This is a genomic window from Bradyrhizobium sp. BWA-3-5 (assembly GCF_032917985.1).
Classification (GTDB): domain Bacteria; phylum Pseudomonadota; class Alphaproteobacteria; order Rhizobiales; family Xanthobacteraceae; genus Bradyrhizobium.
In genome coordinates this window covers 4,495,807-4,516,191 of the sequence record NZ_CP136626.1, presented here as the reverse complement: position 1 = coordinate 4,516,191, position 20,385 = coordinate 4,495,807, and the positions used below count along the sequence as shown (strand labels likewise).

Annotated in this window: 25 protein-coding genes; 17 read left to right on the top strand and 8 right to left on the bottom strand. The window is 63.1% G+C overall.

Translation table 11 applies throughout. From position 1 onward, the window contains the following. Positions 1 to 11: 11 nt before the first annotated feature. The 4 genes from RX331_RS22000 to RX331_RS21985 all read right to left on the bottom strand — a co-directional run bounded on the left by RX331_RS22000 (position 12) and on the right by RX331_RS21985 (position 3,124). Positions 12 to 587 (bottom strand): hypothetical protein, encoded by a 576-nt coding sequence (locus tag RX331_RS22000; RefSeq protein ID WP_317252006.1) that lies wholly within the window; start codon positions 585 to 587, stop codon positions 12 to 14. A gap of 831 nt (positions 588 to 1,418) precedes the next feature. Further along, positions 1,419 to 1,790: a hypothetical protein gene (locus RX331_RS21995; protein ID WP_317252005.1), complete on the bottom strand. Its 372-nt coding sequence runs from the start codon at positions 1,788 to 1,790 to the stop codon at positions 1,419 to 1,421. A 346-nt stretch (positions 1,791 to 2,136) separates the two neighbouring features. Next, positions 2,137 to 2,529, bottom strand: a complete 393-nt coding sequence (locus RX331_RS21990) for a VOC family protein (RefSeq protein ID WP_317252004.1) — start codon at positions 2,527 to 2,529, stop codon at positions 2,137 to 2,139. 91 nt (positions 2,530 to 2,620) lie between these two features. Beyond that, entirely contained in the window at positions 2,621 to 3,124 is a 504-nt protein-coding gene (locus RX331_RS21985) for a peptide deformylase (RefSeq protein ID WP_317252003.1), read from the bottom strand. A gap of 166 nt (positions 3,125 to 3,290) precedes the next feature. On the opposite strand from RX331_RS21985, the gene RX331_RS21980 reads away from it, so the two are divergent. From RX331_RS21980 to RX331_RS21965, 4 genes are all read left to right on the top strand, one after another. After that, positions 3,291 to 4,502 carry an MFS transporter gene (locus RX331_RS21980; RefSeq protein WP_317252002.1) on the top strand — a complete coding sequence of 404 codons (1,212 nt, stop codon included), beginning with the start codon at positions 3,291 to 3,293 and terminating at the stop codon, positions 4,500 to 4,502. A gap of 243 nt (positions 4,503 to 4,745) precedes the next feature. Beyond that, the gene (locus tag RX331_RS21975) at positions 4,746 to 5,675 is read left to right on the top strand and encodes a TAXI family TRAP transporter solute-binding subunit (protein WP_317252001.1); all 930 of its coding nucleotides are present in this window, start codon (positions 4,746 to 4,748) and stop codon (positions 5,673 to 5,675) included. Positions 5,676 to 5,917: 242 nt separating this feature from the next. After that, positions 5,918 to 6,376: a RidA family protein gene (locus RX331_RS21970; protein ID WP_317252000.1), complete on the top strand. Its 459-nt coding sequence runs from the start codon at positions 5,918 to 5,920 to the stop codon at positions 6,374 to 6,376. A gap of 8 nt (positions 6,377 to 6,384) precedes the next feature. Then, the gene (locus RX331_RS21965; protein ID WP_317251999.1) at positions 6,385 to 7,281 is read left to right on the top strand and encodes an alpha/beta hydrolase; all 897 of its coding nucleotides are present in this window, start codon (positions 6,385 to 6,387) and stop codon (positions 7,279 to 7,281) included. Positions 7,282 to 7,366: 85 nt separating this feature from the next. Here the strand turns inward: RX331_RS21965 and RX331_RS21960 are convergent, their stop codons facing one another. Together RX331_RS21960 and RX331_RS21955 are read right to left on the bottom strand one after the other, a co-directional pair. Further along, positions 7,367 to 7,792 carry a cupin domain-containing protein gene (locus RX331_RS21960; protein ID WP_317258206.1) on the bottom strand — a complete coding sequence of 142 codons (426 nt, stop codon included), beginning with the start codon at positions 7,790 to 7,792 and terminating at the stop codon, positions 7,367 to 7,369. A gap of 78 nt (positions 7,793 to 7,870) precedes the next feature. Continuing rightward, entirely contained in the window at positions 7,871 to 8,533 is a 663-nt protein-coding gene (locus RX331_RS21955) for a VOC family protein (protein ID WP_317251998.1), read from the bottom strand. 149 nt (positions 8,534 to 8,682) lie between these two features. On the opposite strand from RX331_RS21955, the gene RX331_RS21950 reads away from it, so the two are divergent. The 3 genes from RX331_RS21950 to RX331_RS21940 all read left to right on the top strand — a co-directional run bounded on the left by RX331_RS21950 (position 8,683) and on the right by RX331_RS21940 (position 11,209). Further along, the gene (locus tag RX331_RS21950) at positions 8,683 to 9,210 is read left to right on the top strand and encodes a MarR family transcriptional regulator (protein ID WP_317251997.1); all 528 of its coding nucleotides are present in this window, start codon (positions 8,683 to 8,685) and stop codon (positions 9,208 to 9,210) included. Between the two features lie 36 nt (positions 9,211 to 9,246). Next, the gene (locus tag RX331_RS21945) at positions 9,247 to 10,221 is read left to right on the top strand and encodes an SDR family oxidoreductase (RefSeq protein ID WP_317251996.1); all 975 of its coding nucleotides are present in this window, start codon (positions 9,247 to 9,249) and stop codon (positions 10,219 to 10,221) included. Positions 10,222 to 10,507: 286 nt separating this feature from the next. Next, complete coding sequence (locus RX331_RS21940; RefSeq protein WP_317251995.1) at positions 10,508 to 11,209, top strand: GNAT family N-acetyltransferase; 702 nt, start codon at positions 10,508 to 10,510, stop codon at positions 11,207 to 11,209. Between the two features lie 33 nt (positions 11,210 to 11,242). Here the strand turns inward: RX331_RS21940 and RX331_RS21935 are convergent, their stop codons facing one another. Further along, on the bottom strand, positions 11,243 to 11,698 hold the full coding sequence (locus RX331_RS21935; protein WP_317251994.1) for an SRPBCC family protein: 456 nt from the start codon (positions 11,696 to 11,698) through the stop codon (positions 11,243 to 11,245). Between the two features lie 112 nt (positions 11,699 to 11,810). On the opposite strand from RX331_RS21935, the gene RX331_RS21930 reads away from it, so the two are divergent. The 10 genes from RX331_RS21930 to RX331_RS21885 all read left to right on the top strand — a co-directional run bounded on the left by RX331_RS21930 (position 11,811) and on the right by RX331_RS21885 (position 19,683). Continuing rightward, positions 11,811 to 12,896, top strand: coding sequence for an adenylate/guanylate cyclase domain-containing protein (locus tag RX331_RS21930; protein ID WP_317251993.1), 1,086 nt, complete (start codon positions 11,811 to 11,813; stop codon positions 12,894 to 12,896). Positions 12,897 to 12,974: 78 nt separating this feature from the next. Then, positions 12,975 to 13,331 carry a metalloregulator ArsR/SmtB family transcription factor gene (locus RX331_RS21925; protein ID WP_317258205.1) on the top strand — a complete coding sequence of 119 codons (357 nt, stop codon included), beginning with the start codon at positions 12,975 to 12,977 and terminating at the stop codon, positions 13,329 to 13,331. Between the two features lie 3 nt (positions 13,332 to 13,334). Then, positions 13,335 to 13,868, top strand: coding sequence for an SRPBCC family protein (locus RX331_RS21920; RefSeq protein WP_317251992.1), 534 nt, complete (start codon positions 13,335 to 13,337; stop codon positions 13,866 to 13,868). A 42-nt stretch (positions 13,869 to 13,910) separates the two neighbouring features. Next, on the top strand, positions 13,911 to 14,660 hold the full coding sequence (locus tag RX331_RS21915; RefSeq protein ID WP_317251991.1) for a DUF899 domain-containing protein: 750 nt from the start codon (positions 13,911 to 13,913) through the stop codon (positions 14,658 to 14,660). Continuing rightward, a complete protein-coding gene (locus RX331_RS21910) occupies positions 14,657 to 14,932 on the top strand; it encodes a hypothetical protein (protein ID WP_317251990.1) in 276 nt (91 codons plus the stop codon). The genes RX331_RS21915 and RX331_RS21910 overlap by 4 nt, the downstream gene beginning before the upstream one ends. 98 nt (positions 14,933 to 15,030) lie before the next feature. Continuing rightward, on the top strand, positions 15,031 to 15,444 hold the full coding sequence (locus tag RX331_RS21905) for a GFA family protein (protein ID WP_317251989.1): 414 nt from the start codon (positions 15,031 to 15,033) through the stop codon (positions 15,442 to 15,444). A gap of 208 nt (positions 15,445 to 15,652) precedes the next feature. After that, on the top strand, positions 15,653 to 16,831 hold the full coding sequence (locus RX331_RS21900; protein ID WP_317251988.1) for an alpha-hydroxy acid oxidase: 1,179 nt from the start codon (positions 15,653 to 15,655) through the stop codon (positions 16,829 to 16,831). An 89-nt stretch (positions 16,832 to 16,920) separates the two neighbouring features. After that, positions 16,921 to 17,271 carry a Lin0512 family protein gene (locus tag RX331_RS21895; protein WP_317251987.1) on the top strand — a complete coding sequence of 117 codons (351 nt, stop codon included), beginning with the start codon at positions 16,921 to 16,923 and terminating at the stop codon, positions 17,269 to 17,271. 69 nt (positions 17,272 to 17,340) lie between these two features. Next, positions 17,341 to 19,062: a dihydroxy-acid dehydratase gene (locus tag RX331_RS21890; RefSeq protein WP_317251986.1), complete on the top strand. Its 1,722-nt coding sequence runs from the start codon at positions 17,341 to 17,343 to the stop codon at positions 19,060 to 19,062. Positions 19,063 to 19,101: 39 nt separating this feature from the next. After that, positions 19,102 to 19,683 (top strand): 2'-5' RNA ligase family protein, encoded by a 582-nt coding sequence (locus tag RX331_RS21885; RefSeq protein ID WP_317251985.1) that lies wholly within the window; start codon positions 19,102 to 19,104, stop codon positions 19,681 to 19,683. 44 nt (positions 19,684 to 19,727) lie between these two features. Here RX331_RS21885 and RX331_RS21880 read toward each other — a convergent pair whose 3' ends face one another. Then, the gene (locus RX331_RS21880) at positions 19,728 to 20,378 is read right to left on the bottom strand and encodes an HAD hydrolase-like protein (RefSeq protein ID WP_317251984.1); all 651 of its coding nucleotides are present in this window, start codon (positions 20,376 to 20,378) and stop codon (positions 19,728 to 19,730) included. Positions 20,379 to 20,385 lie beyond the last annotated feature (7 nt).

The window sequence follows — 20,385 nt, the reverse complement described above, 5'->3', positions numbered from 1 at the left end:
GGATTTCCTGCCTATCGCGGCCGCCGGTTACGCTTCTTCCAACGGCCCATGGCGTCCTCCATGGCGCCCCGCATCGTCAGATAGAATTCCGCCATGTCCTCAAGACGCGCGCTGACCGTCCTCGACGTGGCTATGCCGGATCCGGCATTGAGCTGCCCGGCCAACGCGTCCAGCAGACGGCTCTGCTGCCGGATCATGGCTTCGTAGTCGTCGGCCACGGCATAAAGCGCACGCTTTGTTCCAGGCTCGCTATGGCGATGCGCCAACGTGTAGCTCTCCAGCAGCCGCGCGGCCACGCTTGCACTGCTCTTGCTGATCCCGAGATCCCCGACGATCTCGTCGAGGCTGACGGGACGAGGGCAGAGCAGCAGATACCCGTAGAGGCGGGCGGCGACGGGCGGCATGCCCCAAGGCGTCAGCAGCCGAGCCACGTCCTCCATGAACCGCCGCTCATGCTTGCGCGCTTCGTTTGATATATTCGGCATATTCCGAATATACAGAAGTAAGACCTGGCTGGCAAGTTTCCAGGCCGGGAGATGCTCATGCTTCGCTATCTCGTTGCCGCGATCATCATCATCGACTGCCAACGCTCTACGTCGCCGTGCGATACCGCGAGTACCGCAAGTTCCTCGCTGGCGCGTTCTTGCGAGCGTCCGTAGTTGGATCATCAAGCGCAACAAAGCTGGCGCAATGGGCAAATCACTTCGTATTTTCAGAAACCGTGTCAAGCCACAAATTTCTGAGAATCAGAAATATTCCGCTTCCGTTTTCCCCCAAATCAGCGGCATAACTATCGCCGTCTCACCGCGGGATGAGGGGCGTTGGCCATCGTCACCGGCGCGCGGTAAGATGCGATGGACGCGGATGCCATGACAGACGAGTGTGGCTGACGCGTACGGTGAAGTCGTATGGTTCTGGCGCCGTGGTGCTGGCGTTAAGTCCGCAAGAGGCGAAAGCGTCTTGCCGGCGACGGAGGCAAAAGAGCCGTTCTCCGGGAAGAGTACGAAGTAAGCCGTAAAGCCATTGCGCAGGGAAGGCCGGGATGCTCCCCGCCGAACCTGTATGCTCGTGTGCATCTTTTGCTAATGCGCATAATGGCACACGGGACCGCGGGTGCGGCGCGCACCCGGTCTTCCCTGCGCCCTCATTGTTGGTGAGGGCGGAAGTTGTCTGGCAAAACCTCGGGCAAATCATGTCGCGAGATCGCCGCCTCACACTCAGTCGTCGTCCTCCGCCTTGTGCGCAATTGCGCACTGGGGCGGGCAATCCAGCAATCCGAGACACCGATGATTGAACCGAGAAGCCGCGGCGTGATGGATCCTCCGCCTGCGCGGAGGATGATACCGAGTTTGATGCGGGATGACGTGGCCACGCTGTTGCGAAGCGATGCCGTGCGCCACTAAGCGCTCACCTCAACCTCAATACCGCGGCGTGTTGAACTGTGGGCAGCGATGCACGTAGTCCCAGGGAATGTCATAGACGCAGGTGTAGCGGAGATCGTCAGATTGCTTGATGATCGGCGGGGCCTCGACGACCGGCTGCTCGACGTCGGCCGGCAGGCCGTAGAACACGCCCGGGCCGCCCGGAAAGAAGCCGGTGCCGCGATGATGGTGGTGATGATGATTCATCGAGCGGAATGCCGGAAAAGCCGGGCGGGCCGGCGCAACGCCAGGACCGGCGGGTGCAGCGGCCGGGGCGGGCGCACCGACTGGATTGGCAAGGGCCTCGCCCGCGGCAAGGACAAGCGCGGCTGCGCCGAGAGACGCGATCAGCGTCGTTCGATAGGTCATGAGACTCAACCCCGTTATAGGTCGTTCGGCAGTTTTCCTAACGCTATGCCCTGCCTTTCGTGCCCGCAAAGGCATAATTAATGAATGGTTAAGGCGTAATCTTAATGGGCGGGCGCCTCGGGAGATTCGCATGAATTGGACGGGAGCCGCGTCATCCGGGTGAGGCGAGGTGCGGCTTGACGGTCGCGTCATCCCTGCAGGATGACATCGATACGGCTAAGTGGGTATGTGCAACATCCGCATGGACGACATCTACGATCCTGTCTTGGTGAAAGGCGTATTGGATCGCTGCTCGGATCGCTACATCGCGTTCACCCTCGTCTGTTCGTTCGAGCGCTCCGGGCCGTCAAGGATTCCAGCCGCCGCTACCGTATTCCTTGGTTATGATTTCAAGGAGATGCCCATTGGTCTCCTTGAAGTAGACGCCACGCCCGCCGTCGTGGTGATTGATCTCGCCCTGTCGGGTTTGTCCGGGGTCGGCCCAGTAGAGGAGCTGCCGTTCCTTGATTCTGCCGAAGATCATGTCGAACTCGCTCTCGCTGGTCAGAAATGCGTAGTGCTGCGGAGCGATGTCGCCATCGACGTCCATGTAGTCGAGATTGGCGCCATTTTCGGTGGTGACCATGTAAAACGGTCCCCACTTCCGCGGGGCAGGGAGGCCGAGCATCTCGGCCAGGAACGTTGCCGATGCCTTTTTGTCGTGGGTCGAAAGGATCGTGTGGTTGAAGTGGATGGCCATGGCGCTCTCCCAGGTGGGAACAACTCGATCGTTTCTGCAGCTAGGCTGGTTAACTGGCGCGCAGGTTGTATCGTTCCACTGATGAAGCGCCCTACGAGCCGCGTGATAACTTGTCAAATCGCTTGATCAGCCGCTCACGCTTGAGGCGGGACAGCCGTCGGATCCAGAATACGCCATCGAGCTGGTCGATCTCGTGCTGGTGGCAGACCGCGCGCAGCCCGTGTGACTCCTCGGTCTGCAAGACGCCGTCAAGATCGTGATAGCTGACCCGGACCCGCGCATGGCGGCTGACCTCGTCGTTGACGCCGGGCATCGAGACGCTGCCCTCTTGGTGCAGGATCGTTTCCGGCGACGCCCAGCTGATCTCCGGATTGACGTAGGTCCGTGCACCCTCGGCCGGGTCGAGTTCGAGCACCACGACCCGCAGCGCGATGCCGATATGCGGCGCGGTGATGCCGATACCCGGCGCGGCGCGCATCGTCTCCAGCAGGTCGGCTGCGAGCCCGCGCAACGCTTCGTCGAACGCGGTCACGGGCTGTGCGGGGATCGCAAGCCGCGGATCGGGATAACGGATGATCGGGCGGATGGTCGTCATGATTCTGCGGTCCATTAGGCCGGTCGAGCCTGCGAAGTACAGTGGCGCAGGCTTGGGGACGGCACTTTGCCTGGTCTGGTCCGCTCGCAAAAAAGTGAGCAGCCGTTGTAGCTTTCGGCCATCCCCGTTCGTCTTCCAGCAGGACAGCCAACCGGGAGACCAGGAAATGACCAATTTGCAGTACCGCTGGGTGATCGTCGCGGCCGGGGGCCTGCTCGGCTGCGTCGCGATCGGCGGGATGTTTTCGCTACCGGTGTTTTTGCAGCCGATCGCGCGCGACACCGGCTGGTCGGTGACCGGCATCTCCAGCGCCATGACCATCGGTTTCCTCGCGATGGCGTTCACCAGCATGATCTGGGGCACCTTGTCGGATCGCTTTGGGCCGTTGCCGGTGGTGCTGACCGGCTCGATCGTGCTGGCATCGAGCCTTGGGCTTGCGAGCATCGCGACCTCGCTGGTCGTGTTTCAGTTCGTGTTCGGGTTGATGGTCGGCGGCGCGGCGGCTGCGATCTTCGCGCCGATGATGGCGACCGTCACCGGCTGGTTCGATAACCATCGCAGCCTCGCGGTGTCGCTGGTCTCGGCCGGTATGGGTATGGCACCGATGACGATGGCGCCGCTCGCCGCCTGGCTGGTCTCGGACCACGACTGGCGGACCTCGATGCAGCTCATCGCCCTCGTCGTCGCCGCGATCATGATTCCGGTCTCGCTCCTGGTGCGCCGTCCGCCCGCGCTCGCAACTGCGCCTGCCACGCCGTCGGGCGAGGCCGCACCGCCGGAGATGTCCCTGGCAGAGGCGCTGCGCTCGCCGCAATTCATTACGCTGGTGCTGACGAATTTCTTCTGCTGCGCCACGCATTCGGGCCCGATCATCCATACCGTGAGCTACGCCATCAGCTGCGGCATTCCGATGATAGCGGCCGTTACCATCTACAGCGTGGAGGGCCTCGCCGGCATGGGCGGCCGCATCGCCTTCGGCCTGCTCGGCGATCGCTTCGGAGCCAAGCGCGTGCTCGTCTTCGGCCTGCTGGCGCAGGCGTTCGGCGCGCTCGGTTACGTCTTCGTGCGCGAACTCGCCGCGTTCTACGCGGTCGCCGCGCTATTCGGCTTCCTCTATGCCGGCACTATGCCGCTCTACGCCGTGCTCGTGCGCGAGAATTTTCCGCTGCGGATGATGGGCACGGTGATCGGCGGCACGGCGATGGCGGGCAGCCTCGGCATGGCAACAGGGCCGCTCGCCGGCGGTCTGATCTACGACACCTTTGCCAGCTACGCTTGGCTCTACATCGGCTCGTGGGTCATGGGGATCGGCGCCTTCCTGATCATCATGACATTCCGCCCGGTGCCGACGGCGCGGACGGTTCCGGCGCCGGCGTGAAAGTCACGCCGCCTCCGATATGGCGAGAAATGTACAACGCCGAGGCCAATGGCAGCCGGATGGAACGTCAGACAGCCGGAAGTAGATTTTTACTACTTTTGCGCCGTAGACTTGCCGTATTATCTTACCAGACTCGCCACAACTATTTCCTCTGAAATCGTTGGAACTGCTGCGACGCAGCCGCCAGTTCACAGCTCCCGGATTCCGGTCGACGCATTCAAGTCAAGCGCGAGGTAGTGAGCGATGAAGGTAATTTTTTCGGTCATTGTGCTTGCCATGTCGCTTGCGGCTCCGCCCCAGATGGGAATTGTCACAGGTGGAGTAACCGGCACCTACATCAAGATCGGCGAGGACATCAAGAAGATCGTCGAACCGAGCCGCATCTCCATGCAGGTTCTTGAATCCGCCGGCTCTATTCAGAACGTATTCGACGTTCGCAGAAAGCGCGGTGTCCAACTCGGGATCGTGCAGTCGGACGTGCTCGACTATATCCGCGACATCTCGGACGACCACGAGCTGAAAGCCATCGCCGCCAAGCTTGCCGCCGTTTATCCGCTTTACAAGGAGGAGGTGCATGTCCTCGGCGATCTCTCGCTGAAAACGTTGCAGGACCTGCACGGCAAACGCGTTGCGATAGGCCCGCAACGAAGTGGCACCTACCTGACCGCAAAGACGATTTTCTTCCAGACCGGGGTCACGCCTTCGCAGGAAGTCTTTCTCGGAGGCAAGGAAGCGCTCGACGCGCTGCGCAAGGGCGAGATCGATGCAATGTTCTATGTGGCCGGCGCGCCGGCAACGCTGTTTTCGGAGAGCACAACGGCCGATGATAAATTCCAGCTCATCGGGATAGATGACAAAGCCCTCGACAGCTATCTCACGGCCGTCATCCCGTCGGGTACCTACAAATGGCAGGAATCCGACGTGAGAACGGTGGCGGTCAAAGCCGTTCTGATCACGTTCAGCTACGCCGGCGAGCAGTGCCAGAACGTCGCCAAGGTGGCCAAGATCATCCGCGAGAACAAGGCTTGGCTCGATGTGAACGGCCATCCGAAATGGCGCGAGGTCAATCTCGACGAACGATTGCCGAAGTGGCCGCAATATGAATGTGTGGCCGCAACGAAGGAGCAGCCGCAGGCCAAGCCGAAGGGCCCGGATATCAAGATCGTGCGCTAGAACGAGCGGCTGCCTTCGCTACCTCTTTTGGCGACCGGCATCCCGGCGCCCATCCTCAGGGCTGCTGATCTTCCTTGCGCCCTCAACTGATCGAGAGGGTAAGGAACGAGGCGCATACGATACTTCATGCCGCCAGGATGCGAACGCTTGTGCTACCCCGTCCCGAACCATTTCCGCAGCTGCGGGTTGTATCTGCCGGCGCCGCGATGATGGGGCGAAGGCCCGGCCGCAGGAGGGCAGCAATGGAGCTCGTCACACACAAGAAGATGAAGGGCGGCAAGTTGATGCCCTGGGGAAAGGGCACGGTTGTCTATGGTGGAAAGGGATATGTCTTTCTGGCCGGCAACACGGCCACCACAGAGAACTACGATCCCACGAGCGGCCGCGGCGGCGCAGCCGGCGATGCGGCGACGCAATGGCGTTCCATCCTGACCAATATCAAGGCTGATCTCGAAGAGCTCGGCAGTTCACTGGAGCACCTCGTCAAGATCACGCAATACGTCAAGGGGCCGTTTCCGAACGGTGGCGTCCTCAGTTCCCCCAACTTCCGCCTTGACGTCATGGATGAATTCTTTGCCGAGCACTGTCCGAAGCATTGCAGCTACAACAACCCGCCGCCATCGGAGGTGATCGGGGTCGCAGCGCTGGCGCATCCCGACCTCGTCGTCGAGATCGTCGCCATCGCCGTACTGCCGGATTGAGCGCTGCGATGTTCGAGGGCTTTACGGCAATCGAGATCGATGCCGGTGCGGCGCGGATCTTCGCACGCCGGGCAGGCTCCGGCCCGCCGGTTCTGCTGTTGCACGGCTTTCCCGAGACGCATCTGATGTGGCGCGACATCGCTCCGCGCCTCGCCGAGACACATACGGTGGTCTGCGCCGACCTGCGCGGCTATGGCCGAAGCGGCTGTCCGGAAAGCAGGCCCGACCACGCGGCCTATTCCAAGCGGGCGTTCGCCGGGGATATGCTTGTGCTGATGGAACAGCTCGGCTTTTCGCGTTTCGCCGTCGCAGGGCACGACCGTGGCGGTCGGGTTGCGCAGCGCCTCGCGCTGGACGCACCCGACAAGATAGAAGCGGTCGCCGTCCTTGATGTCATTCCGGTGTCCGACGCATGGGATCGCGCCGACGATCGCCTGGCGCTGGCGTTCTGGCCATGGTCGCTGCTGGCGCAGCAATCGCCGCTTCCGGAAGTCATCCTCACCCGTTGCGGCGATGCCATCGTCGCCAACGCCGCGGCGAACTGGGGTTCCGCGAATGCAATTCCCGACGAGGTGCAGCGGGAATATGCGGCCATGCTGCGGGATGACGCGCACGCGCATGCCATCTGCGAAGAGTATCGCGCAGCTGCCGCGATCGATCGCGATCACGACCGGCAGGATCGGGAGGCGGGGCGGAAGATTGCCTGTCCGACACTCGCGTTGTGGAGCGGCGCAGGCCCACTTGCGACATGGTACGAGGAGGAGGGCGGGCCGCTGGCGATCTGGCGGCGCTGGTGCTGCGATGTGAAAGGCTGGCCGGTGGATGGCGGTCACTTTTTCCCGGAGGAAAAATCGAAGGAGACGGCCGAGGCGCTCTCCTCGTTTCTGCAAAGGCCGAACGGCTGAATTCAAGTGTCGTCGGACGACACAGCGAGAAAACTACGCGCAGCAGGGCGGGGCTGCGTGCCCAGCAGCCCCGGTCCATCCTGTCTCAATGGGATGCCTTGTCCGCGTGCTGCTTCACGAGGGTCACCAGCGGCTTGCCTTTCTCGACGATGTAAGTGGCGAGTTCGCTGCCTTTGACGTTGCCCGGGTTTCTGGCCGAATGCACCGTTCCTGCGGGAATGAACAGCACGTCGCCCGCCTTGAGCGTGACAGGCAGCTTGTCCTCGATCTGATATTCGAGCTCGCCTTCGAGCAAATAGATCACCTCTTCGCCGGGGTGCGTGTGCTTGCCAAAGGCGACACCGGGAGCGAGATCGACGCGGACCTGGATCGCCTCGCGCCCCTGCGCGCTGAGATCGTGCCGCTGCAGGTCGGTCCGCGTGACACCGTTCTGCTGCGCCTGCACGCCGGAAGGCGCCAGGAAAACGCCGGCGACAAGCGCGGCCAGGGCAATGCTTTGCAACTTCTTCATCATGGTCATGTCGAACTCCCTTGGTTGATATCCGTCACCGGCGGCCTGGCCGCCGATGACCGGGATCGTTTTGCCTGTTCACGCCGCTTGCTGCTGGCCGGCCTGCTCGCGGATGATGTAGTCGGCGTACCAGTCCGGCCAGTTGACGTCGTACTGGCCGCCATTGCGCTTCTCATATTCGCCATGGGCGACAGAGGCGCGGCGCAATGCAGCCGCGAGGTCGGCCGAAGAGTTGAATGAGGTGGCGTTGCCGTCGATGCGGCCGGGCAATCGCGCCGTCACTTCCTGCAGCAGCCAGCCATTGCCGTCGGGATCGCTGAACGACGCGTAGGAACGATAGCTGCCGCGCGCGGGATCCGCGCCGCTCAAGCGGACGCGCCCGAACAGGTACGGCTCGTCGGTGCCGACATGCACGTCACCGCCGGCGTGGAACGTTTTGCTGATGGCAACGCCACGGCCGAGCAGTTCCTTGCGGGCGGCCTCGATGTCGGAGACGATCAGATAAAGCCCCTGGGCGGAGCCGGGCGCGGCCGGGGTGACGTTCTTGCCGAAGATCACCGAGGCGTTGGAGCCGGGCGGGGTGAACTGGATCACCCGGTAGTCGTCGGGGCCGGCGAAATCGGCGTCGAGCCGCCAGCCGAGGTTCGCGTAAAACTGCTTCGAACGTTCAACGTCGGATACCGGGATGACGATGACTTCGAGCTTCAGATCGACGGCTGGCGTGTGGGCGGTAGCGGTCATGGTTCCTCTCCCTCTACTAGATCGTGTACGATGTAATCGAATGCGAGTTATAAAACTCCTCTGAAAGCCAAAGTCAACCCTTCCGATTTAATCGGATGCGAGATATATGGATGCGAGATTTCACATGTTCGTGTCGGAAAGGACGAACCATGAGACCGAATGACGGTCCCCAGATCGGCTCAAGCGCCCGTTCCAGGGAAAATTCCAGAGACAGTTCAAAGGGCAATCAAAAGCCCAAGCTCGCCGGCGAGCGGTGCCTCGGCGACTTTCTGTGCTTTGCGATCTACTCGGCGAACCTCGCCTTCGGCCGCGCCTATAAGAAGGGCCTCGATGAACTCGGCCTGACCTACCCGCAATGGATCGCCATCGTGGCGCTGTGGGAGCAGGACGGCCAAACGGTGAGCGAGCTGGGCGCAAAGATGTTCCTTGAGTCCAACACGCTGACGCCGATCCTGAAAAAGCTGGAGCAGGGTGGCTATCTGCGCCGCCAGCGCGATCCCGGGGACGAGCGGCAGGTGCGCGTCAGCCTGACTGAGGCCGGGCGAAAGCTGCGCGAAAGGGGCATGCACATGAACCTGGTTGAGGCGACCGGATTGAAACCGGACGAGTTCGCACGGCTGCAGCACAGTGTCGTCACGCTCCGCGATAATCTGATCGAGGCAACGGCCGAGAAGTAACAGCTCCATCGGCGCGGCGATGTGGAGGAAGCTGCAATGAATGTCGCGTCACATGAAGGTACTCTTCGCGGGCGTATCGCCGTCGTTGCGGGTGCAACACGCGGCGCCGGCCGCGGGATCGCCGCGGCGCTCGGCGAGGCCGGCGCGACGGTGATTTGCACCGGCCGTAGCAGCGCCCGCCCGGATGCATCGACGCGCTCGGATTATGACCGGCGTGAGACGATTGAAGAGACCGCGGAGCTCGTGACCAGCCTCGGCGGCAACGGCATCGCCATTGCTGTCGACCATCTCGAACCTTCGCAGGTCGCGGCGCTGGCGAAGCGTATCCGCGCCGAGCATGGCCATATCGATGTGCTGGTGAACGACATCTGGGGCGCCGAAGTGCTGAAGGGCGGGCCGCCGCAGTGGAACACGCCGATCTGGAAGCTCGACCTGCAGAAGGGTCTGCGAATCCTGCGCCTCGGCATCGAGACGCATCTGGTGACGTCGCATTACCTGCTGCCGCTATTGGTCGCGCAGCCCGGCGGCCTCCTGGTCGAAGTCACCGACGGCACCGCCGACTATAACGCGCAGCATTATCGGATTTCGGTGTTCTACGATCTCGCCAAGCAGAGCGTGAATCGTCTGGCCTTTTCGCAAGGCCACGAACTCGCGCCGCACGGTGGGACTGCCGTAGCGATCACGCCCGGCTGGCTGCGTTCCGAGATGATGCTGGAGAATGTCGGCGTCACCGAAACGAACTGGCGCGATGCGCTGACCGCTCGGGAAGGCCGTCACCAGGCGCCGCCGGATTTCGCGCTATCGGAATCGCCGCGCTATGTCGGCCGCGCGGTCGCGGCGCTCGCTGCCGATCCGGATCGCGGCAGGTGGAATCAGAAATCGGTCAGCTCTGGCGAGCTCGCGCGGCACTACAGCTTTACGGACATCGACGGCTCGCGGCCCGATATCTGGCGCTATACGGCTGAGGTTCGCGAGGGCGGCAAGGTGGCCGATCTTGATGATTATCGTTAGCGATTGCCGTTCAAATGGCTGGCGGAAACATCACGCGGGCAAGCCCGACCTGGCCGGCAACACGATCGCAAGAATGGCGGTGATGGACACGGCGTCCATATTTATCCGTCCGAGCGCCGGCCTTCACCTATGCACGTAAACTGTTGCGGACTGTCCAGATTGCGACGCCAACACTTCCGGCAATGCGCCAACTCATTGGTTTGTCCTTCAACGCGCGATAGTTCAGGAGCGTGACCGCCAACGCAGCGCGCAGTGCCGTCCGCCAATGAACAAAGGAAGTTGTGTGATGTCCGCTAGCGATGCACCCGACCATCCGCTCGACCAGCCGATCTGGACCGCACTGACGACCACGCAGCGGGCGTTGGCCGAAGGCGACGGACGCGCGCGGCGCTATCCGACGGCAATGACGCCGTTCGCCGACATGCCGGACATGTCGCCCGAAAGCTTCTCGGCGCTTGGCGCGCTGATGTCGCCAACGGATATCGCTGTGCTGTTCACGCCGGCCGTCGTCAAGCCGCCCGCGGGCTTCAACGTCATGCTGGCAGAGACCGGCGAGCAGATGACCGGAACGCCGGTCGAGATGCCGGCCGATGGGGTCGATATCGTCACCCTTGGCGCGGACGACGTTCCCGACATGATCGAGCTGACCGCGCTTACCAAGCCGGGTCCGTTCAGCACGCGGACCCATGAACTCGGCACCTTTCTCGGCATTCGCGTCGACGGCCAGCTCGCCGCAATGATCGGCGAGCGGATGAAGCCGGCCAACTACACCGAGATCACTGCCGTCTGTGTGCATCCATCGCATCGCGGCCGTGGCTACGGCCAAATGCTGCTGTCCGCGATCTCCCGCCAGATCGTATCGCGCGGCGAGATACCTTTCCTGCACGTGTTCACCAGCAATCACTCCGCGATCGCGCTCTACCGGCGTCAGGGCATGGAAATCCGGCGTCAGTTTCACGTGACGGTGCTGAAGAAGGCGGAGCGATAGCCGACGCGATGCGCGCCTCGACCGATACCATCGTCACGCGTTGCGGGTGCCGTTCGGTCCTCGGTCCGGTCCGGGGTCCTCACCTGACGCAACCTTGGTCAGCCGGCCGATATAATGCGCCCAGCCCTTGGCGTGGCTCGCCTGGTGCGCGGCGCTGGGCAGGCCGCTATGAGTCATGCGCAGCAGCGTGCCGCCATCGCGTTCGATCAGGTCGATCTCGATCAGGCCTGATCCTGGCGGCACCTCGTCATTGCCCTCCCAGCCAAAGCTGTAGGCGAGGCGATGCACCGGCACGACCTCGCGAAACGTGCCGCGGCCCGTGGCGCTGCCGACGCCCTTCAGGAGATACAGCCCGCCCGGATGCGTCTCCGTCACGGCCTCGGTGCCCATCCATTGCACGATCTTCTCGGGGTCCGTCAGGAAGGCGAACACGCTGGCGCGCGGCGCGGCGATCTGGGTCTCGCGCTGGACCACAAATGACTCTGGCATCGAAAACCTCGTTGCTAGGTGGGGATGGCGGCGGCTGCAACCGAGCCAACATATGCCAGCTCAGGAATTTACCAAGTGCCCATGACGATGAAACGTGCCACATGATTGGCTCATGCAACTGAGTTCGACGCTGACATGGCTTGTCGATGAGGCCGCTGGATCGCCGGGCGCCGACCGGTTCCTTGCCAAACTCGGCGCGCGCCTGATCAAGGACGGCATCCCGCTCGCCGGCGGCGCGCTGACGCTTGCTGTGCCGCACCCGATCATCGCGCGGCGCACCTGGTTGTGGCGGGCCGAAAATGGCGAGGTGATCGAGGCGGTGGGCTTCGCTCCCTTGGGCCTTGGCGGTGTGGATTCGTCCGGTGATGCCGGCCGGCGCTGGTTGAGCGGGCTCGCCACTGGCGGGGCGGTGCATGAAGACATTGTAGGAGCGGGCGAGGGCGGGCCGCTGCTCGGCTGGATCGGCTCGCGCAGGTTCACGGAAGCAGAGATGGATCGGCTGCGTGAAGCGGCGCGTTTCGCTGCCGCGCCGCTTGCCGCGCTCTCGGCACGCGCAACGCTCTCGGCCGCGCTCGAGGCCTATCTCGGACGGCGCAGCGCGGCGCGCGTGCTGGCTGGGCCGCTGCGGCGCGAGGTCGGGGAGACCATCCGCGCGGTGCTGCTCTATGGCGATCTGCGCAGCTTCACCGCACTGTCGGAAGCGGAGCCGCCCGCTGCCGTCATCGCCGCGCTGGGCGGCTGGTTCGACTGTATCGGCGGTGCCGTCCATGCTTTCGGCGGCGAGGTGCTGAAATTCATCGGCGACGGCGTGCTCGCTATCTTCCCGGTCGGTGACAGGCCGCGCGATGCCTGCGACGCTGCGCTGCGCGCGGTTGTATCAGCGAAAGCCGGCATGGCGCATCTCGACACGACGAGGCGCGGGCAGGGGCTGCCGCCACTGTCGTTCGGCGTGGCCTTGCATCTCGGCGAAATTCTCTGGGGCAATGTCGGCGCGGCCGACCGGCTGGATTTCACCGCGATTGGCCCATCGGTAAATCTCGTCAGCCGGCTGGAGGGGCTTTGCCGGCCGCTTGGCCGCACTGTCCTGATCTCCAGCACGGTCGCTGCCGAAACCGGCGCCGCATTGGTTCCGCTGGGTACGCATGCGTTGCGCGGCATCGCGACGCCCTGCGCCGTCTACACTCTGCCGGACGATTGAGGGCGCTTCCGGAAACCCATCACGAAGATGTTAAACCGATCGGTTGACTATCCACGCTGCACGCCTATACTAAACCGTATGGTTGAGTATTCGATGCATCTCGATGCCGTTTTTCACGCGCTCTCGGACCCAACGCGGCGGGCGATGCTTGGACAATTGGCGGAGCGCGAACTCACGATCGGGGAACTGGCAACTCCGTTCGAGATGAGTTTTGCAGGTGCGTCGAAGCACGTGCGGGTACTGGAGAATGCCGGCCTGGTAACGCGCGAGATCCGCGGCCGCACGCATCTGTGCCGTCTCGAGCCGACGCGGCTTGCGGAGGCTGATGCCTGGCTCCGCCGCTATGAACGTTTCTGGAGCGCAAAGCTCGACACGCTGGAAGCCCTGCTGCGTGCAGAGGACGAGGCGAAAGCAAAGCAAGGGAAGAAGGAGTAGACAATGAACTCAACAACAAAGCCCGATGCCTATGGCGAATTGATCGAGCCGACCACGCTCAGGATCCAGCGGCTGCTGCCCGGTCCTATTGAGCGCATCTGGGCCTATCTCACCGACAGCAAGCTGCGCAGCAAATGGCTGGCTGCCGGTGCGATGGAAATGAAAGTCGGCTCGCCCGTCGAACTTGTCTGGCGCAATGATGAACTTAACGATCCCCCCGGCAAGCGGCCCGAAGGATTCCCAGAAGAGCACCGCATGCAGAGCCGGATCACCGAGCTCGAACCGCTCCGCAAGCTCTCCATCACCTGGAACAACAGCGGCGACGTGACGTTCGAACTGGAGCCCAAGGGTACGGCCGTGCTGCTCACGGTGATCCATCGCCGTCTGCCCGATCGCTCGACCATGCTCAAGGTCAGCGCCGGCTGGCATATGCATCTCGACGTGCTGGTCGCCCGCGCGAGCGACAAGGAACCGGCGTCATTCTGGGACGGCTGGGCCCGCTTGCGCGACGAATATGATCGTCGGCTGCCGGCCTGACCGGCTCGACACACAAGCATCCCAACAAACAGGAGATCAGCTATGCAGATTCATGCTGTTTCAGCGCAGGAGTGGGAAGCCGCACGGCAAAAGTTGCTCGTGAAGGAGAAGGAGCTGACGCACGCCCGTGACGCATTGGCCGCCGAGCGTCGGCGCATGCCGTGGCTGGCGGTGGAGAAGAATTACGTATTCGAGGGACCTCGCGGCAAGGCGAGCCTGCTGGACCTGTTCGAAGGCCGCCATCAACTGATCGTCTACCGCGCCTTCTACGAGCCGGGTGTGTTCGGCTGGCCGGAGCATGCCTGCCGCGGCTGCTCGATGGTCGCCGACCAGGTCGCTCATCTCGCGCACCTCAATGCCCGCGATACCACGCTGGTGTTCACCTCGCGCGCGCCGCAGGCCGACATTGCGCGGCTGAAGGCACGCATGGGATGGGAGATGATCCCCTGGTACACCATCACGGACAGTTTTGACGCCGACTTCGACGTCGGTGAATGGCACGGCACCAACGTGTTCTTCCGCGACGGCAACAACATGTACCGCACCTACTTCATCAACAACCGTGGTGATGAGCAGATGGGTGGCACCTGGAACTATCTCGACATCACGCCGCTCGGACGGCAGGAGGTCTGGGAGGATTCGCCCGACGGCTATCCGCAAACGCCGACCTACAAATGGTGGAATTGGCACGACAGCTACGTCGAAGGCGCCGCGCCCGACAAGCGATGGGTCGAGGTGTCGGATGCGGGAGAGGCGGCATTCCGCAAGCAGAGCGGGAGCGCGAAGCCATGAGCCAAGCTTGCTCCACCCAAGCCTGCTCCGGCGGATTCGACGACAAGGCGCTCCGCCGGAGCGCCGCGGCGCTAAGGTCGTCCAATCGGCTCTATCTCGCCGCCGCGCCGACGTTTGCGATGATGGCGCTGCTGACGGCCGTCCTTGGTGACGGATCGGCATTGTGTACGGTCGCGGGCACGTCACCGCTGAGCGGAATGGAAGCGATGTATTTGCTGATGAGCGTTTTCCACCTGCCGCCGTGGCTCAAGCTGATCGCAAGCAGCATCTGACAATATCTCGAATCGGCGAAAGCCGAACGCGATACGCGTTCGATATGACCTGAACTATTCGTTGGCCAACAATGCTGTTCTACAGAAGGGAAAGACAGATGAGTGCCGCCTATACCGGCGGATGCGCCTGCGGCGCGATCCGATATGAAATTTCTGCAGAACCGATTGAGATGAACGACTGCCAATGTCGGCAGTGCCAGCGCAAGAGCGGCACCGGCCACGGCTCCTATTTGACGTTCCCGCGGCCAGCGGTGAAGGCCAACGGCGATGCAAAGCACTGGGACGTCATCGGCGACGGCGGAACAGTGAAATCCCGCGCCTTCTGCCCGACATGCGGCTCACCGGTTTATCTGACATTCCCCGGCATTCCCGAGATATTCATCGTCCACGCCGGGAGTCTCGATGATCCCAGCCGATACAAGCCGCAAAAAGTTTTGTGGACCGCGGCTGGCCATGCTTGGGATCATCTTGATCCAGCCGCGGCGAAATTCGACAGGATGCCGCCGGGGTGAGGGACGGGCCGGTTTCTACCGAAGCGTTGCATCTATAGACAGTCGGGCTCGGGCCACTTATGCCCGGGCCTGCTTTGCTTGCCGTGCGGACGACGGCCGCCTCGCACCTCACATGTGGATTCCTGTGCCAAGAACTCGGCGAGATGCTAGCCTGTCCTCATGAGAACGCTGCTACGGCAAGCGAGATTGTTATCAACCGAGAAATGCGATGCGTCTGAAGAACTGCCACAACTTCCATGATTTTCGCCGGATGGCGAAGCAGCGCCTGCCTGGACCGATCTTCAATTACATCGACGGCGCGGCCGACGACGAAACGACACACCGCCGCAATACGCGAGCGTTCGAGGATTGCGACCTGGTGCCGAACATCCTGCGCGGCGTGGGCGAGGTGGACATGTCGGTCACGATCATGGGGCAGAAGCTGGCCATGCCGGTCTATTGCTCGCCGACGGCGCTGCAGCGATTGTTCCATCCCCAGGGCGAGCGCGCAGTGGCGGCCGCCGCCGGCAAATACGGCACCATGTTCGGCGTCTCCTCGCTCGGCACCGTAAGCCTCGAGGAAGCGCGCAAGATCAGCAACACGCCGCAGGTCTATCAGTTCTATTTTCACAGGGATCGCGGCTTGAATCGCGAGATGATGAATCGCGCCAAGCAGGCCGGTGTCGAGGTCATGATGCTGACCGTCGACAGCATCACCGGCGGCAACCGGGAGCGCGACAAGCGCACCGGCTTCGCCATCCCGTTCAAGCTGAATCTGGCGGGCATCACGCAGTTTGCGATCAAGCCGGCCTGGGCGATCAACTATTTCTTGCATGAAAGCTTTAAGCTCCCGCAGCTCGATACCCATGTCGACATGGGAAGCGGCACCATGTCGATCAGTCGCTACTTCACCGAGATGCTTGACCCGTCGATGACTTGGGACGACGTTGCCGAGATGGTGCGGCACTGGGGCGGGCAGTTCTGCCTCAAGGGCGTGATGTCGGTGGCCGACGCCCGACGCGCGGTGGAGATCGGCTGCAGCGGGATCGTGCTTTCCAACCATGGCGGCCGGCAGCTTGACGGCTCGCGCAGTGCCTTTGACCAACTGGCGGAGATCGTCGATGCGGTCGGAGACAGGATCGACGTGATCATCGATGGAGGCGTGCAGCGCGGTACTCACGTGCTCAAGGCCCTGTCGCTGGGCGCCAAGGCGGTAGGCCTCGGCCGCTATTATCTCTTCCCTCTGGCCGCTGCGGGCCAGGCCGGCGTGGAACGCGCGTTGGAGCAGATGCGGACCGAGATCGAACGCGACATGAAGCTGATGGGCGTCACATCGCTCGACCAGTTGTCGCGCGAGAACCTGCGCTTCCACGGCAACGGCTTCACTTCTTCGCGCCACCCGTCGTAATATTGGCGATCTGAGGCCCTCGCGCCTCGCTGGTCGTTCGCATGATTGCGGGTGGCTGGTATCTCACTCAAACGATCGAAGGAATACCAATGGCACGCGTGCGCTGTATCACCGAGATGGGCATGGGCGTCGACGTTCACGGGCGCGATGCCACCAAGGCGGGCAAGCGCGCCGTGTCCGACGCCATCCGCCACTCCAGCCTCGGCTTCTTCCGGATGCTGGGCAAGACCGCCAATGACATGTTCGTCGATGTCACGATCGCCGTACCCAACCCGGAGGAGGTCGACACCGCTGTGGTGGCCAAGGAGTTGCCGTACGGCACGGTGAAGGTGACGGCTGTCGCCGGAGGGTTGGAGATTCCGTCCGATATCGGTAACGACCCCATCCTGATTGCCAACGCCGCCGTGATCGTCAGCTTCGACGACGGCAAGACGGCTTAACCTCGCTCAGTGCCAAACAGGCCGGACGCCGGCATCGCGGCCATCCAATCAGAATATCCGGAGCACGTCATGACGACGCAGGACAGCAGCACCTATTGGAAGCGGGGGCGGGTCGAGTTGCGCGCCGCCGGATTTGATCCGGATCGCGCGGCGCAGACCAACGCGGTGGTGACGATCGCGAGCGCCTACACCAACGCCCATCGTTGCAACAACCGCGTCCGCGCCATCACCGACCTCCTGGTGGAAATCCTCGCCGAGCGTGGCGGGCAGGGGCTGATCGTCGGCGCGCCGGCGGTGTCGGATGCGTTGACGCAGGGAACGCCGACGGCGGGCTACAGCCTCGTCTCCCGCGATGTCGTCGCCGACTGTTTCGAGATCGGCCATTACGCCCATCACGGCGACGCCATGATCGTGATCTCCGGCTGCGACAAGACCGGTGCCGCCGCGCTGATGCCGCTGGCGCGCACCAATGCGTTCGGCCTCGTGCTCTATCCCGGCACCAGCACGCCAGGCCGTGTTTCGTTCGGGGCGTGGGCCGGCAAGGGCAACAACCTCACCATCATGGATTACGCTGAGGCGCGCGCCGCCAACGAGTCCGGCCGCTTGTCCGGCGAGGAACTGCTGGAGGTCGAACGCAACGTGATGCCGGGCAGCGGCACCTGTGGTGCGATGTTCACGGCCAACACCATGAGCACGATCGCGGAATCGATCGGCATGATGCTGCCGCGGGGCGCTTCGCATCCGGCCGACTACAATGCCGGCAGCGACATCCACGCCGACGTCCGCGCTCAGGCCCGCGCCTCGATCGACGCGCTGTACCGCCTGATGGCTGCCGGCATCCGGCCGCGCGACATCATGACCGAGCGCGCCTTCGAGAACGCGATCACAACCATCTATGCCATGGGCGGCTCGACCAACATGTATCTGCATCTGCTCGCGGTCGCGCGCGAGGCGCAGGTGCCGGTTACGATCGAGCGGATTCAGCAGGTCGGCGAACGGGTGCCGCTATTGGCCGATTTGCAGCCGCACGGCCCGTTCGCGATGGGAAGTCTGCACGCGATCGGCGGCGTCCCCGTCGTGATGAAGGAGCTGCTGCGTGCCGGCTTCCTGCATGGCGACGTCATGACCGTCACCGGCAAGACGCTGGCGGAGAATCTCGCTGATGTTCCTACGCTGGAGGAGATGCCGCCGCAGGAGATCGTGTCTCCGGTTTCAAAACCGATCGCGCCGGCCAACAATCACATCAGCGTCCTCAAGGGCAATCTCGCGCCGGAAAGCTGTCTGCTCAAACTGTCGGGCAAGACGCTGGAGAAGGGCCAGTTTCGCGGCAGAGCGCGCGTCTTCGAATCCGAGGCCGACACGATGGCCGCGATCCGGGCCGGCGAGATCGTGGCGGGCAATGTCATCGTGGTGCGCAATGTCGGTCCGGTCGGCGGCCCCGGCATGCCCGAGATGGTGATGCTGACCATCCAGTTGCAGGGACGGGGCCTCGGCGAAGACGTCGCGCTGATCACCGATGGCCGCTTTTCCGGCGTCTCGCACGGCATCCTGATCGGCCACATCTCGCCGGAAGCGGCGCGCGGCGGTCCGATCGCCGCGGTGCGCGACGGAGACATCATCGTGATCGATCCCGGCGCCCGCACCCTGACGCTCGACGTGCCCGCCGAAGAGATCGCCCGCCGCATGGCCGACTGGCGCGCACCGGCTTCCGTTGCCGCGATACGGCCCGGCTCGGTGCACGACAAGTACATCCGCCTGGTGTCGTCGGCCCATTACGGATGCGTGGTGTGAGATCACGGGAATGTGCCAGGAGGTAGTTGTGCGTCAAGCTTGCCACAACCCAATGTTCATGATCTGTTCTGGTTCATCATGGACAGGTTTGCAAGCTCTGGTAGTGGCCGGCTCTTCTTCGCAATAATGCCCGATCGGGCCACGGCAGAGCGAATTTATCGCCTCGCCGGCGCGCTCAAGCGCGCCCATCGCTTTGACGGCAAGCTCATTGCGCCGGATCGGCTGCATATCTCGCTGTTTTCGCTCACCGGGTTATCGGATCGTCAGATTTGCGCGGCGTGCGAGGCGGCGACCGATTTGCGGACTGAGCATTTTGAGGTGTCGTTCGACCGGACGACGAGCTTCCGCGGCGGCCCGGGAAATCGTCCCTTTGTGTTGATCGGCGAGGACGGCCTGCGTCGGCTGCAATCATTTCGGCAGATGCTCGCTGCCGCGCTGACGCGAAGAGGATTGAGGCGACCGGCCAACACGAATTTCACGCCGCACGTCACGCTGTTATATGACGCGCGAAGCGTGGACGAGTATCCGGTCGAGCCGGTTGTCTGGACCGTGGCCGGATTTGTGCTCGTTCGCAGTCTGAAAGGTCATAAGCACCTCGAACGCTGGTGGTTGCAGCGCTAACCGCCGTCGACGATGGAGTGCGGCGGGAAGCGGCAGCGCTCCTACTATTTCATGCTGGCAAGCCGCTCGGTCATCTCTTCAATTGAATTGAACAAATGCGTTGGACCCGCCGCCTGCAGCGCAGTGGGTAAGGCAAAGCCCCAGGCCACCGCACCTGAATCCATCTCGGCGGTTTTCGCCGCCTCGATATCGCGGATCTCATCGCCGATGCAGATCGTCTCCGCTGGCTTGATTCCCAGGCGGCGTGCGACGCGCCGGAACTTCCTGTGTTTGCCGAACACCGCGGCGCCGCAGTCAAAGCCGGCGATGAGGGCGGTAGCCGGCCCAAGCACCTGCCGGATGGATGCCTCGCTGTCGGAGCTGACGATCGCGGCCTTGATCCCAAACTGTTGAAGGTCCGACAGCATCGCCGGGACGCCGTCGAACAAGGAAATCTCGCTCGCGGCGGCGAGCTTGCGCTTTCGCATGTCGTTCGCGATGGCGGGAAGCTGCCACATCGACACGCCAAGCCGCGCCATCATTTGCCGCGCGGACAGTCCGCGCATGCTCTCGAGTTCGTCGGACGTCGTCGGCGTCAGGCCAAATCGTGTGATGGTGTCCTGGAAGGAGGCGCGGAACCATGGCAGCGAGTCGGCCAGCGTGCCGTCAAAATCGAAGATTGCGAGGCGATAGCGCGTTGTAGGCAGGGATGTCATGGACAGG